The 12,337-nt window shown below is 60.2% G+C and carries 12 protein-coding genes; 5 read left to right on the forward strand and 7 right to left on the reverse strand.

Translation table 11 applies throughout. From position 1 onward, the window contains the following. Positions 1-3: 3 nt before the first annotated feature. Both KSS91_RS13545 and KSS91_RS13550 read right to left on the reverse strand, forming a co-directional pair. On the reverse strand, positions 4-1,110 hold the full coding sequence (locus tag KSS91_RS13545; RefSeq protein ID WP_217838297.1) for an enoyl-CoA hydratase/isomerase family protein: 1,107 nt from the start codon (positions 1,108-1,110) through the stop codon (positions 4-6). Between the two features lie 164 nt (positions 1,111-1,274). Continuing rightward, entirely contained in the window at positions 1,275-2,165 is an 891-nt protein-coding gene (locus tag KSS91_RS13550; RefSeq protein ID WP_217838298.1) for a LysR family transcriptional regulator, read from the reverse strand. Between the two features lie 101 nt (positions 2,166-2,266). Here KSS91_RS13550 and KSS91_RS13555 point away from each other — a divergent pair, with 101 nt between their 5' ends. Both KSS91_RS13555 and speB read left to right on the forward strand, forming a co-directional pair. Further along, on the forward strand, positions 2,267-3,358 hold the full coding sequence (locus tag KSS91_RS13555) for a polyamine ABC transporter substrate-binding protein (RefSeq protein WP_217838299.1): 1,092 nt from the start codon (positions 2,267-2,269) through the stop codon (positions 3,356-3,358). 17 nt (positions 3,359-3,375) lie between these two features. Beyond that, positions 3,376-4,335 (forward strand): agmatinase, encoded by a 960-nt coding sequence (gene speB / locus KSS91_RS13560; RefSeq protein WP_217838300.1) that lies wholly within the window; start codon positions 3,376-3,378, stop codon positions 4,333-4,335. Positions 4,336-4,451: 116 nt separating this feature from the next. On the opposite strand, the gene KSS91_RS13565 is transcribed toward speB, so the two are convergent. After that, a complete protein-coding gene (locus KSS91_RS13565; RefSeq protein WP_217838301.1) occupies positions 4,452-5,504 on the reverse strand; it encodes an aldo/keto reductase in 1,053 nt (350 codons plus the stop codon). Between the two features lie 158 nt (positions 5,505-5,662). On the opposite strand from KSS91_RS13565, the gene zapE reads away from it, so the two are divergent. From zapE to KSS91_RS13580, 3 genes are all read left to right on the forward strand, one after another. After that, positions 5,663-6,781 carry a cell division protein ZapE gene (zapE, locus tag KSS91_RS13570; RefSeq protein WP_217838302.1) on the forward strand — a complete coding sequence of 373 codons (1,119 nt, stop codon included), beginning with the start codon at positions 5,663-5,665 and terminating at the stop codon, positions 6,779-6,781. Positions 6,782-6,796: 15 nt separating this feature from the next. After that, positions 6,797-7,378: a DinB family protein gene (locus tag KSS91_RS13575; RefSeq protein WP_217838303.1), complete on the forward strand. Its 582-nt coding sequence runs from the start codon at positions 6,797-6,799 to the stop codon at positions 7,376-7,378. A gap of 117 nt (positions 7,379-7,495) precedes the next feature. Beyond that, positions 7,496-7,987, forward strand: a complete 492-nt coding sequence (locus tag KSS91_RS13580) for a GNAT family N-acetyltransferase (RefSeq protein ID WP_015094987.1) — start codon at positions 7,496-7,498, stop codon at positions 7,985-7,987. Positions 7,988-8,369: 382 nt separating this feature from the next. On the opposite strand, the gene KSS91_RS13585 is transcribed toward KSS91_RS13580, so the two are convergent. The 4 genes from KSS91_RS13585 to KSS91_RS13600 all read right to left on the reverse strand — a co-directional run bounded on the left by KSS91_RS13585 (position 8,370) and on the right by KSS91_RS13600 (position 12,134). Further along, positions 8,370-9,428 carry an IS110 family RNA-guided transposase gene (locus KSS91_RS13585; RefSeq protein ID WP_217838401.1) on the reverse strand — a complete coding sequence of 353 codons (1,059 nt, stop codon included), beginning with the start codon at positions 9,426-9,428 and terminating at the stop codon, positions 8,370-8,372. A gap of 224 nt (positions 9,429-9,652) precedes the next feature. Next, a complete protein-coding gene (locus KSS91_RS13590) occupies positions 9,653-9,862 on the reverse strand; it encodes a hypothetical protein (RefSeq protein ID WP_015094988.1) in 210 nt (69 codons plus the stop codon). 153 nt (positions 9,863-10,015) lie between these two features. Then, complete coding sequence (locus tag KSS91_RS13595; RefSeq protein ID WP_217838304.1) at positions 10,016-11,752, reverse strand: phosphoethanolamine transferase CptA; 1,737 nt, start codon at positions 11,750-11,752, stop codon at positions 10,016-10,018. A 199-nt stretch (positions 11,753-11,951) separates the two neighbouring features. Then, positions 11,952-12,134, reverse strand: a complete 183-nt coding sequence (locus KSS91_RS13600; protein WP_007970071.1) for a DUF6026 family protein — start codon at positions 12,132-12,134, stop codon at positions 11,952-11,954. Between the last annotated feature and the right edge of the window lie 203 nt (positions 12,135-12,337).

Raw genomic sequence — 12,337 nt, forward strand, 5'->3', positions numbered from 1 at the left:
GGCTCAGCCCTCGTTCCGGTCAAACCCGCTGAAGAAGCTCGCCACGTGTTCGGCGTCCAGCGCCTGGAGGGTGGGCGGGTTCCAGCGTGGTGTCTTGTCTTTGTCGATCAGCAAGGCGCGCACGCCTTCGATCAGGTCGCCGCGCTCGAACCACTGGCGGTCCAGGTGCAGCTCAAGGGCGAAACATTGTTCAAGGGGCAGCTCGCGTCCGCGACGGAGCATTTCCAGGGTGACGCCCATGGCCAGCGGCGAGCGGGTTTCCAGCAGGTCGGCGGTGCTGACGGCCCACTCATGGCTGTCGGCGACCGTGACCTGGCGCAGTTGCTCCACAATACTCGGCACGTCGGGTTGGGCGAAGAAGTGGTCGATGGCCGGACGCAGCGCGCTCAACGGAGCGTCGGGCAGTTGCTGCACGGCGAGTGTCGCCAGCAGGCTTTGCAGGTCCTTGAGCGGTGTGTCGTGCCATTCGAGCTGGTCGAGTTTTTCGTCCAGTGTGCCCAGCCTGGCGCTTTCGAGGTACCAGTCGGCCAGGCCGCAATACAGCGCATCGGCGGCGCGAATCTGCACGCCGCTGACGCCCAGGTAAATCCCCAGTTCACCGGGAATGCGCGACAGGAAGTAACTGCCGCCGACGTCCGGGAAATAGCCGATGCCGACTTCCGGCATCGCCAGACGGCTTTTTTCGGTGACCACGCGCAAGTCTGCGCCTTGCACCAGACCCATGCCGCCGCCGAGGACAAAACCGTCCATCAGCGCCAGCACCGGTTTGCGGTAATGGTGGATCGCAAGGTCGAGGGCGTATTCCTCGACGAAGAAATCTTCGTGCAGGGTGTCGCCGTTTTTGAAGCTGTCATGCAGCGAACGAATGTCGCCGCCGGCGCAGAAGGCTTTTTCGCCGGCACCGCGCAGGACCACGGCATGGACTTGCGGATCCTGGGACCAGGCGTCGAGCTGGCGGTGCAGGTTGCGCACCATGTCCAGGGTCAGGGCATTGAGGCCGGCGGGGCGGTTGAGGGTCAGGTGACCGATGTGGTTGCGAACCTCGGCCAGCACTTCGTTTTGCATGGCATCCATGGACAGCGGCCCATTCGATGTAACCTGAGCAGTCATCACTAACTCCCTGCTTTTATTGTTCTTTATCGAGATGCTCGCGCGCGAGCGATGGCGGATCGTAACAGTGCAAATTTGCCGTGTACAAGCCGGATAAGTGCAGGTCATCTGTGCATTTTTGCATGTAGATGTTCGGCGTTGTTACAGCGTAGACCACGGCGGATTCAGGCAAACGCCGCGAGCAGATCCTCTTCGAAGGCCTTCTGCGCATCCCCGGCCACCTGTGCCCGGTGCCGGGCCAGGTGAAACGCGACGTCGAAACTCATGTCGCTGCGCACCGATCGCAGCAATCCCTTGTCTTCCCAGGTGCGGGCAAAGTGGCTGGGCAGATAACCGATATGCTTGCCGGACAGGATGAAGGCGAGGGTGCCTTCGACCTGTTCCGAACGCGCCGAACAGCGCTTGCCCTGAAAAGGCTCGTCACTGCGCAGGAAACGGTAGGGGTGATCGACCCGGTCGCTGGCCTGCAGGTCCTGATCGTCCGGTTGCGCGCTGGTGAACAGCGGATGGCCGGGGGCGCAATACAGGTGCTGGGTTTCAATGAACAGTTCGCGGTAGTCAAACGCGCTTTGCACCTGCGAGAAGTAGCCGATGGCCAGGTCCAGCCGCTGTTGCAGCAGCAAGCGCTCCATCTCGCCGGGCATGGCGCTGATCAGCTCGATGCGCACCGACTCGTCCCGTTCACGAAAGTGCCGGATCGCCTCGGCCACCCGCTGCAGCACCGATTGATCCAGCGCCTCGGACAGGCCCAGACGCACTTCGCCGATCAGGCGCCCGGCCACGCCGTTGGATTGATGGCGGAAGGCTTCGATGGACTGGAACAAGCCACGGGTGGCGCTGAGGAGTTGTTCGCCCTTGGGCGTGAGCCTGAACCCGCCTTTACCGCGACTGCACAGCCGATAGCCGAGGCGGGTTTCCAGCTTGGCCATTTGCTGGCTGATGCTCGACTGGCTCAACCCCAACTCGCCCTGTGCTGCGCTGAACCCGCCGCACTCCACCACGCTGACAAACAGACGCAACAGGTGCAGGTCCAGATCATGCAGTTGGCCGAGCATCAAACATTACTCCGTAATAAAGTCAGGTTAATTAACTTGATATTTTATCAATGTAACCGACGACGCATCCTGCAACCACTTCCTCTGGTCAGGTGTTCGTCATGGCTCCCATGTTCAAGCTGTGTTTACCCGCGTTATTCCTTGCCATGGCCGCATCGGCCCAGGCCGAGGACAAGGTGGTCAATCTGTACAGTTGGGCCGATTACGTCGCCCCCGAAACCCTGCAACGGTTCGAGCAGGAAACCGGCATCCATGTGCGCTACGACACCTTTGACTCTTCGGAAGTATTGGAGACCAAATTGCTCACCGGCGGCAGTGGTTATGACGTGGTGGTGCCGTCCTCCAGCGTGCTGGCCCGGGGGCTTGCGGCCGGGGCGCTGAAACCGATTCCCCACGAAGGCCTCAAGGGTTACGCCAACCTCGATCCGGATTTGCTGGAAAAGCTCGCCGCCGTCGATCCCGGCAACCGCTACGGCGTGCCTTATACCTGGGGCACCCTGGGTTTGGGCATGAACGTCGAGGCGCTCAAGCAGCGCTTGCCGGACGTACCGCTCAATAGCCTGGACCTGCTGTTCAAACCCGAGTACGCGAGCAAGTTGAAAGATTGCGGCATCGCCATTCTCGATTCGCCCCAGGAGGTGATCGGACTCGCTCTGCATTACCTGGGTAAAGATCCCTACAGCACCGACAGGAACGATCTGTCAGCCGCCGAGGCGTTGTTGCATCAGCTGCAGCCGAACGTGCTGTACGTCGCCACCGGACGGCAGATCAGCGACCTGGCCAATGGCAGCGTGTGCCTGGCATTGACCTACAACGGTGACGCGAGCATGGCTGCCGACCAGGCGCGCAAGGCCGGCAAACCCTATGAAACTGCCTACCGGATTCCCAGGGAGGGCACCCTCGTCTGGCAGGACAACCTGGCGATTCCCAAGGACGCGCCGCACCCCGAAGCCGCCCGTGCCTTTATCGAGTTCATGTTGCGCCCCGAGTCCGTGGCGGCACTGACCAACACCCTGTTCTTCGCCACGGCGAACCAGGCCGCCACGCCGCTGGTGGATGAAGCGGTGCGCACCGATCCGGACATCTACCCCCTGGCTGATGTACGTGAGCGGCTGTACGCCGACCGCAGCATGAACCTCAAGGACCTGCGTCAGCGCACCCGCCTGTGGACCACTTTCCGTAGTCGCCAATAACAAAAAAGGAGCCTTCAATGGACGTCCCGATGCAGAACGATCAAGCCCTTACCCGTGACAGCCTCTATGGCACGGCCGCCGAAAGTACCTACGCCGGTATCACCAGTTTCATGCGTCGCCGCTACAGCCGTGACTTGCGCGGGGTCGACGTGGCGGTCAGCGGTGTACCCTTCGACACCGCCACCAGCAACCGCCCCGGCGCACGCTTCGGACCACGGGGCATTCGCGCCGCCTCCGCCGGGATCGCCTGGGAACGGCACTGGCCGTGGACCTTCGACCCGTTCGACCATCTGGCGGTGATCGACTACGGCGATTGCAATTTCGATTACGGTTCGCCGCAATCGACGCCGGAATGCATCGAGGCCCACGCCGAGCACATCCTCAATGCCGGCACGGCGATGCTGACCTTTGGCGGCGACCATTTCATCACCTATCCGCTGCTCAAGGCCCATGCCCGCAAGCACGGGGCGTTGTCGCTGATCCACTTCGACGCCCACAGCGACACCTGGCCGGACGAAGAGGGCAAGCGCATCGACCACGGCACCATGTTCTGGCACGCGGCCAGGGAAGGACTGGTGGATCCGTCGCGCTCGGTGCAAATTGGCTTGCGCACCACCAATGACGATCATCAGGGCTTTCAAGTGCTGGATGCGCGGCAGGTGCATCGCCGTGGCTGCGAAGCGATTGTCGAGGCGATTCGCGCGCGGGTCGGCGATAACCCGGTGTACCTGACCTTCGACATCGACTGCCTCGATCCGGCATTCGCTCCCGGTACCGGAACACCGGTGTGCGGCGGCCTGAGCACGGTGCAGGCGCTGGAGATCCTCGGCGGCCTGCGCGGAATCAATCTGGTGGGCATGGACGTGGTGGAAGTGGCCCCGGCCTATGACAGTGCGGAGATCACCTCACTGGCGGCGGCGACATTGGCGATGGAGATGCTGTGTCTGTATGCGGCCAGGCATAAGGTTGATAAGTAGTACAGGGTCGAAATGTGGGAGCGGGCTTGCTCGCGAAAGCGGTGTGTCAGCCAACAACAATGTCGACTGACCAGACGCCTTCGCGAGCAAGCCCGCTCCCACAGTTTGGATTTGTGTCAGGCGACTGGCACGATTGGCAAGTCGAGCACCTGACCACCACTGAACCGCGCGAACGAACCGGCAATGGATTCGTGCGGAACGCCTTTGGCTACGTCACTGACACCGTCCAGTCGCGCCATTTGCTCAGCACTCAACTGCACATTTAGCGCCCCCAACGTGGCGTCCAGCTGTTCACGAGTCCGCGAACCGAGGATCGGAATCAGCGCCGTGGTTGAGCGTTTGGCCTTTTCCCGCAACCAGGCAATCGCCACATGGGTCGGGCTGGCGTCGAGTTCTGCGGCGACGTCGATCAAGGTGTCGAGCAGGGCGGTTTCGCGGTCGCTTTTTTCAGCATGAATCAGCACGCCGAGCTTGTTAGCGCGGTTGTCGCCTTCGCTGTTGCGATATTTACCGGTGAGGAAGCCACCACCCAGTGGCGACCACAGCGTCGCGGCCAGGCCAAGGGCTTCGGCCATCGGCAGTTGTTCGCGCTCGGCGGTGCGTTCGGCGAGGCTGTACTCGACCTGGATCGCAGCGATCGGCGCAAAACCACGGACTTCGGCCAGCAGGTCGGCGCGGGCGATGCGCCACGCGGGGAAGTTCGACAGCCCGGCATAGTGAATCTTGCCGGCACTGACCAGGTCGTCGAAGCCGCGCAGGATCTCTTCCATGGGGGTGACGCCGTCGCTCATGTGGGCCCAGAACAGGTCGATGTGATCGGTCTTCAGTCGTTTCAGGCTCTCTTCGACGGCACGCACCATGTTCTTGCGGCTGTTGCCCGTGTGGGAAATACCGGCCGCCGGTGTAGTCCCCAGGGTGTATTTGGTGGCGATGATCAGGCTATCCCGTTCCGCTTGGATGAATTCGCTGAGCATGGCCTCGGACTGCCCGCCCTGATAACCATTGGCGGTATCGATGAAGTTGCCGCCGGCTTCCAGGTAACCATCAAAAATGCGCCTGGCTTCGTCACGCTCGGCACCATGGCCCCAGCCGGTACCGAAATTGCCGGCGCCCAGGGCCAGTTCGGACACTCGCAAGCCGGTTTTACGACCAAAAACTTTGTAATGCATGGGATAACTCCAGAGGGATGACGGCAGGATTTATAAATGATGCATGACATGCATTAAATATGATAGTGATAATTTAAATCGTCAAGGTGCATTTCTTTCCAGCACAAAACCGCCGATAGCCGGTCACGTCATCACTGCGCAATGGCATACTGCCGCCCATGACTATCGAATCCCCCTTAAGCGCCTGGCAGCACGCGATCGAGCAAAAGGGCTTCGTCCAGGACGAGGCCCAGGAGCATGCCGTGTGGGCGCTGCAAAAATGCCACGAAGCGCTGCATGAAGGCCGCTTTCCCGTTTGCGGCGTGTACCTGTGGGGGCCGGTGGGGCGGGGTAAAACCTGGTTGATGGACCAGTTCTACCAAAGCCTGCGAGTACCGGCGCGGCGCCAGCACTTTCACCACTTCATGGGCTGGGTGCACCAGCGTTCGTTTCAACTGACCGGCACCGCCGACCCGCTCAAGGCGTTGGCCCGTGAGTTGTCCGAAGCCGTGCGCGTGCTGTGTTTCGACGAGTTGTTCGTCAATGACATCGGCGACGCGATCATTCTCGGGCGCCTGTTCCAGGTGATGTTCGAGCAGGGCGTAGTGGTGGTCTGCACCTCCAACCTGCCGCCGGACCAGTTGTACGCCGACGGTTTCAATCGTGTCCGTTTCATGCCCGCCATCGCCGCGATCAAGCAACACATGCATGTGATCGCGGTGAATGGCGCAGAAGACCATCGCCTGCATCCGGGGGCCGTTTCGCAGCGCTATTGGGTGGCTGAACCAGGCAAGCCCGGTGCGCTGGGTGAGGTGTTCCAGGCGTTGAGCGACGGCCAGTCGGAATCGTGCGAGCCGGTCCCGGTCGGTTACCGCTCGCTGGAAGTGGTCAAGGCCAGCCCGACCGTGCTCTGGACCCGTTACGCCGCGCTGTGCGAGCAACCCTTCGCGGCCATGGATTTCATCGCCCTGTGCGATACCTACGACGCTATTCTGTTGGGGGGCGTACCCAACCTCAGCGCGCAAAAACGTGCCGGGCGCATCGCCCGCGGTACCGAGGACGGTGTCGAGCGGGTGGAAGCGGGGGACCGCGAGCTGCCGCAATTGTCGGTGCATGACGACGGCGTAAGACGTTTCATCGCGCTGGTGGACGAGTGCTACGACCGCAAGGTGCCGCTGTACGTTGAGGCCCAAGTGCCGATGGCAGCGCTTTATACCGAGGGTTATCTGGAATTCCCGTTCCGCCGCACCCTCAGTCGATTGCAGGAAATGCAGTTGCAACGGTTTGCCGAAGTCTGATCGGGAGCAGCACACATGAATCAGCCCCTGTCGCACCACCTGCTGACCATGGCTTATCAGAATGCCTGGGCCAACCACCGATTGGCCAAGGCCTGGAGGCAGTTGAGTCCGCAGGAGTTGATCGCCGCCCGGGTCAGCTTCTTCCCCAGTATCCGCGCGACCCTCAACCACATTCTCACCTGCGACTGGTTTTATGTGGATGCGCTGGAGCGCGAAATGCGCGGTGACGATCCGCATCCCGATTGCCGGTTGTTTTTCAAGGAAGACGAACCCTGCCTCATCGCGTCGGACCTTGTTCGTGAACAGGCCCATGTCGACCGCCGATTGATCGCTTACTGCGAACAGCTGCGCGACGCCAGCCTTGGCAAAATAGTGACCATCGCCCGCGACACGCCGCAACACGACAGCCGTTTGCGCCTGCTGTCCCATTTGTTCGAACACCAGATCCATCATCGTGGTCAGGTTCACGCCATGCTCAGCGGCACCTCGGTCAAGCCACCGCAACTCGACGAGTTTTTCTGCGCCGGCGAGTCGCACTTGCGGGCCGAGGATTTTGCCGAGCTGGGGTGGACGGAAGCGTTGATCTGGGGCGTTTGAACGCCAAAGAATTGCGCGGTGGTGATTGTAGATACCCGGGTGCTCGCGCTATGGTCCGCCGGTACTTCAGCGTGAAATACAGGCTGGGGGCTACTTCATGTGTGATCGAGGATGGAAATGGACTCCGCAGAAATTCTTGTGCTTCAGGCCAGTTACACCAATCCGGTGCATGCCGAGGCTATTTGTCTGGTGTTGAACCACTACGCCGAGGACCCGATGGGCGGCGGCCAGCCGTTGCCGGCCCATGTACTGGAGCAACTCCCGGCAGAGCTTGCCAGGCGTCCCCACGCTTTCAGTGTGCTGGCCTTTGTCGGGGGCGAGCCGGCCGGGCTGGTCAATTGCTTCGAGGGCTTCTCGACCTTTGCCTGCCGGCCGTTGGTCAATGTGCACGACGTGTCGGTAGTGAAAAAATTTCGCGGCCTGGGCTTGAGCCAGAAGATGCTGCAAAAGGTCGAGGACATCGCGCGTCAACGTGGTTGCTGCAAGCTCACCCTGGAAGTGCTGGAAGGCAATGCCGTGGCGCAGGGCTCGTATGAAAAAGCCGGTTTCGCCGCCGGCATGTTCGACCCGGCCCATGGACGCATGCTGTTCTGGACCAAGAGCCTCTAACACGACAGTAGGTTTTTTTGGTTGCACTCCCTTGTAGGAGCTGGCCTGCCAGCGATGGTCGTTAACGATGACGCGGGTGAACTGGATGAACGCGGCGCGCTTGAGTCCATCGCCAGCAGGCTGGCTCCTATGTATGGACTCGCCCCCACTTTCAACCTGCTTCTAAACACTGCTGCCCGGTTGCATCTATGTATCAGGCCTGTTCGAGGAAGCCTTGAACGGCTTCTGGCCAACATTGGATAAGCGCGCGGTATGCCGATTACAGTGAGGCCTCAAGGGCCGGTAGGAGCCCAGGCATCAATCCGCGACGGTCTGACCTGGGGTCAATGTTTTTTAGCATGGGTTGGAGCGGCTTAACGCCCCGGTGGCAGAACGCTATTGATCAGTGACTCATCGCCACCTCGGGGCCATTTCCCGGCCGGCGATGATAAGTCTGATCGTTTTGTAGTAGTACCCAGAGAATGCGCAGGTTGCGGTTGGCCAATCGCACTGCCGCCTCCTTGCGCCCCAGGCGGGAGATCCAACGCTGTAGACGTTGGTCGTCCGGCTGCTGTGAGTCAGATCGTATCTGCCTTAAAACAGCATGGGCTCCTTGGATCGTCAGACTGCGCAAGTAGGCATCGCCATGTTTGCACATCTTGCCCAGTCGGATTTTATCGCCGCTGCTGTGCTGGTTGGGCACCAACCCGAAGTACGCGGCAAACTGCCGGGCGTTGGCGAAGCGTTCAGGCTCGGTCTGCTTGGCCAGCAGCGCCGTGGCGATGATTGGACCAACACCGCGCACAGTCATCAGCCGCCTCGCTATCTCACTCTCTTTCGCCGCCGTTTCCAGTCGGCCGGTCAGTACGTTGACGCGTTCACCCAGTTGACTCCATTCACCCAGCAGTTCGGCGATCAGCTCGCGCAGTAGATCGGGCAATGGCTGGGTAACATCTTCCAATATCCGAGGCACGAGCTGGCTGATCGCCATTTCGCCCTGCGCCAGAGCCACGCCATGTTCCAGCAGCAAACCGCGCATCTGATTGCCCACCGCCGTGCGTCGCCGTATATATCCCTGTCGAGCTCGGTGCAGTGCCTGCATCGCGAGCGCCGCCGGGCTCTTGACCGGAACGGCTGAAATCGTGCTATCGCGGCCTGCACGTAGGATAGCGAACGCATCGTTGTGATCATTTTTCGGGCCACAGCGATGTTTGGCAACAAGCTGGGCCGGCAGGATGCGGACCGGATTGCCCTGTATTTGCAGTAACCGCGCCCACGCCTGAGCGCCTGGCCCGGTTTCCACCAAGACCGTCACACTCTCGGGAAGCTTGTGCAGAAATACCTGGAAGGCCTCGCGGGACTTGATTCGATCCTCGAATTTTACCTGGCCGAGAGCATCCTCCCCGGCGACCTGAAAGACCTTTTTTGCAAGATCTACCGCAACGGTCGTGCACGCCGACACGTCGGCTGACAAAGACTGATTGAACATCGTATGCTTTTTCATGGCCTCGCCCTCGCTGTCGTTGGCTTCTATAAGAATGCCACCGCGGCGCACAGACGCCTCGGCTTGGGCGAGTCCATTTAATTACAGTGTCAGTGTCCCGGAAATGTGTGTAGAGCCCAAAAAAGGGCGTCCATCAGGACGCCCAAACGGTCTTCTGCGACTGTAGAGCCGCAGTCAGAGGATCATTTCGGTCTGTAGGTTTCAGTCATTTGTGCGGTTTGATCGTCAGGCACCCGTAGTTCGGTGCTCTGGATCGGATGGCCGAGGGCTTCTTGCTGGGCCAGTCGCAGACTTTCGAAGTAATAGCGCATGCGTTCGGCTCCACCTTCGGCGAATGCGCTGGTCGAACCCAGCGCCATCAGGCCGGCGAGGATCACGGCGGTGCGTTTCATGGTATGCCTCCCACTAAAGTTGTCGGATGCCTTTCGTCCATGAATCAATGAAGCAGTGTCGAAATGGCATTATCCGCCGATTCGCTTAAATGGGAATTAACTTCACCGCTGGCCGCCCCATGAAAAAGGGGCCGCAATCGGCCCCTGAAAGGATTACTGCTTAACGACCGCGGGTGACGTTTTCGGCTTCATCAGGCTGAAGTCGATCAACGCGCGCTGCTCACGCTCATAGGGGTTGCCGATCATCAATGGCCGGGCCTTGAAACTGTCGCTGACCACACTCTTGCTGCGATCGAGTTCGTCGAAGCTCAGGCCTGCCAGATCGGCCCAGGTGTGGATCAGGTGCGAGCTGCTGTAAGGACGCGACAGATCGCCGGTGAGGTTCCAGTCATGGCTTGCCCGCCATTTCGGCGAAGCCCAGGCCATGAACGGAATGGTGTACATCGGTGCTGTGGGCTTGTTCTCGTTACGCCCCAGGGTGTTGTGACCCGCGGAATCGAACACGTCTTCACCATGGTCGGAGAGGTACAGCAGGAAGCCGTTCGGATCGGTTTTGGCGTAGTCCTTGATCAGGCTGGAGACCACGAAATCGTTGTACAGCACGGCATTGTCATAGCTGTTGTACGTCGGCACCTGATCGTCACGTACGCCGGCCGGTACGCCATTGCGGTCCTGGAACTTGTCGAAGGTCGACGGGTAGCGGTACTGGTAGCTCATGTGCGTGCCGAGCAGATGCACGACGATGAGTTTGCGCGGTGCCCCGTCGGCCAGGGCCTTGTTGAACGGCTCGATCACGTCGCCGTCGTACTGCGCGGCGTTCTGGTTGCGGTTGTTGTTCAGGTACACCTGCTCGTCGGCCTGTTCGGAGAAGGTCGTGAGCATGGTGTTGCGCTTGGTCATGGTCTGCTGGTTGGTGATCCAGAAGGTTTTGTAACCGGCCTGTTTCATCATGCTGACCAGCGATGGCGTCGACAGGTACAGGTCCGGGTTTTCTTCGTCGGCGAAGGTCAGGACCTGTTGCAGCGCTTCAATGGTGTAGGGGCGCGGGGTGATGACGTTGTCGAAAACGTCCAGTTGATCCTTGAGCTTGTCCAGTTCCGGCGTGGTTTGCCGCGGGTAACCGTACAGGCTCATGCGCTGACGGTTGGTGGACTCGCCGATCACCAGCACCAGGGTCGCAGGCGTGTTGGCCATGGCGTCCTTGAGGTTGTGCAGCGGCGCAATCCTGCTGGCGCTGTTGAGCATGTCCTGCATGCCGGCCAGGGTTTCCAGGTAACGGTGATAGGCCACGGCCATCTGCCATGGCACCGCCGGCTCGATGCGGGTTTCGAACTTGTCGAAGCCTTCGGCGAAACTGCCGGTGCGCAAGGTTTGCTTGATCAGCGGATAACCGACCACTGCCACGACAATGCCCAGCGCCGCCACGATGGCCTTGCCACGGGGCAGGTACACCGGGCGCAGGCGAGTCCACAGGAAATAGGCAAATGCTGTGTGGGCCAGGAACGCCGGGATCATCCACCAGGCAAAGTACTGGGTCATGTATTCGCCGGCTTCAGCCACGTTCGACTCGAACATGATGAAGATGACGCTCTGGGAAAATTCCTGCTGATAAATGAAGAAGTAGCCCAGGCTCGCCATGGAACACGCCCACAGCACGATGCCGATCACGGCGGCCATGACACGGGTCTGTTTGGGGAACAGCAGCATCGGTGCCAGCCAGATCGCGCTCATGACGAAGGCCTGGCGGAATCCGGAAAACCCGGAGGTGCCCGTCAGCTGGATCAACAGTTGGGTAATGCCGGAAAAGTACCAGAAGAATACAAACAGCCAGACGAATCCGGCCCAATCAAAACCTGCCGCAGTCGTTTTGCTGCGTTCGAACAAAGACATTCAGCGCTCCAGCCGAGAATTCACTACCACCGCCGGGACTTGGAAATCGCGGACGACGAACGAGGGCCGCGCGGAACCGGGCGGCCTGAAACGAGTAATTATCGTGGGGTAATTGTGAAAATTTCGTGAGTTGCCGCAGATGGCAGGGCGCGAGCCGGTGCGGAAGCAGTGCAGACCGCTCCCGCTTGAGACGGGGGAATCAGGCGAGTGGGGCGCGTTGCACCGCAGCCAGGGGCTGCGTCTGACCCGTTTGCAGCAGCAGTCGCAACTGCGCCAGTTCCTGTTTCAATTGATCGCGTTCGTCCTTCAACTGACGCAATTCATCGCGACGGATAGTGACGTAAAGGGTTTGTGCTGGCAGTGCGGTATGTACTGTGCCCATTGCTCACCTCGCAAATGGCGTGTCTCAACTGTAGAGCCGCGTCGAAATCAACGGCTGATCTACTATCGGCGCCGATTTTGATTTCTTTTGCTCCGGAAGGGAACTTTTTTATTTTTCATTGTCGTTGTGTCTTCGGCTTGATTCCCGACGTTATCCATCAGGATCGGGCACAATGCCCGGAAACTTCACGCCAACGCTCTGGA

Origin of the sequence: Pseudomonas azerbaijanorientalis (assembly GCF_019139795.1) — a bacterium.
In the GTDB taxonomy this organism is placed as follows: Bacteria; Pseudomonadota; Gammaproteobacteria; order Pseudomonadales; family Pseudomonadaceae; genus Aquipseudomonas; species Aquipseudomonas laurylsulfatiphila.

What these genes read in the sequence shown, in the direction of transcription:
- KSS91_RS13545 (WP_217838297.1), bottom strand. Translation starts at nt 1,110, where the DNA reads ATGACTGCTCAGGTTACATCGAATGGGCCGCTGTCCATGGATGCCATG.
- KSS91_RS13550 (WP_217838298.1), bottom strand. Translation starts at nt 2,165, where the DNA reads ATGCTCGGCCAACTGCATGATCTGGACCTGCACCTGTTGCGTCTGTTT.
- KSS91_RS13555 (WP_217838299.1), top strand. Translation starts at nt 2,267, where the DNA reads ATGGCTCCCATGTTCAAGCTGTGTTTACCCGCGTTATTCCTTGCCATG.
- speB (WP_217838300.1), top strand. Translation starts at nt 3,376, where the DNA reads ATGGACGTCCCGATGCAGAACGATCAAGCCCTTACCCGTGACAGCCTC.
- KSS91_RS13565 (WP_217838301.1), bottom strand. Translation starts at nt 5,504, where the DNA reads ATGCATTACAAAGTTTTTGGTCGTAAAACCGGCTTGCGAGTGTCCGAA.
- zapE (WP_217838302.1), top strand. Translation starts at nt 5,663, where the DNA reads ATGACTATCGAATCCCCCTTAAGCGCCTGGCAGCACGCGATCGAGCAA.
- KSS91_RS13575 (WP_217838303.1), top strand. Translation starts at nt 6,797, where the DNA reads ATGAATCAGCCCCTGTCGCACCACCTGCTGACCATGGCTTATCAGAAT.
- KSS91_RS13580 (WP_015094987.1), top strand. Translation starts at nt 7,496, where the DNA reads ATGGACTCCGCAGAAATTCTTGTGCTTCAGGCCAGTTACACCAATCCG.
- KSS91_RS13590 (WP_015094988.1), bottom strand. Translation starts at nt 9,862, where the DNA reads ATGAAACGCACCGCCGTGATCCTCGCCGGCCTGATGGCGCTGGGTTCG.
- KSS91_RS13595 (WP_217838304.1), bottom strand. Translation starts at nt 11,752, where the DNA reads ATGTCTTTGTTCGAACGCAGCAAAACGACTGCGGCAGGTTTTGATTGG.
- KSS91_RS13600 (WP_007970071.1), bottom strand. Translation starts at nt 12,134, where the DNA reads ATGGGCACAGTACATACCGCACTGCCAGCACAAACCCTTTACGTCACT.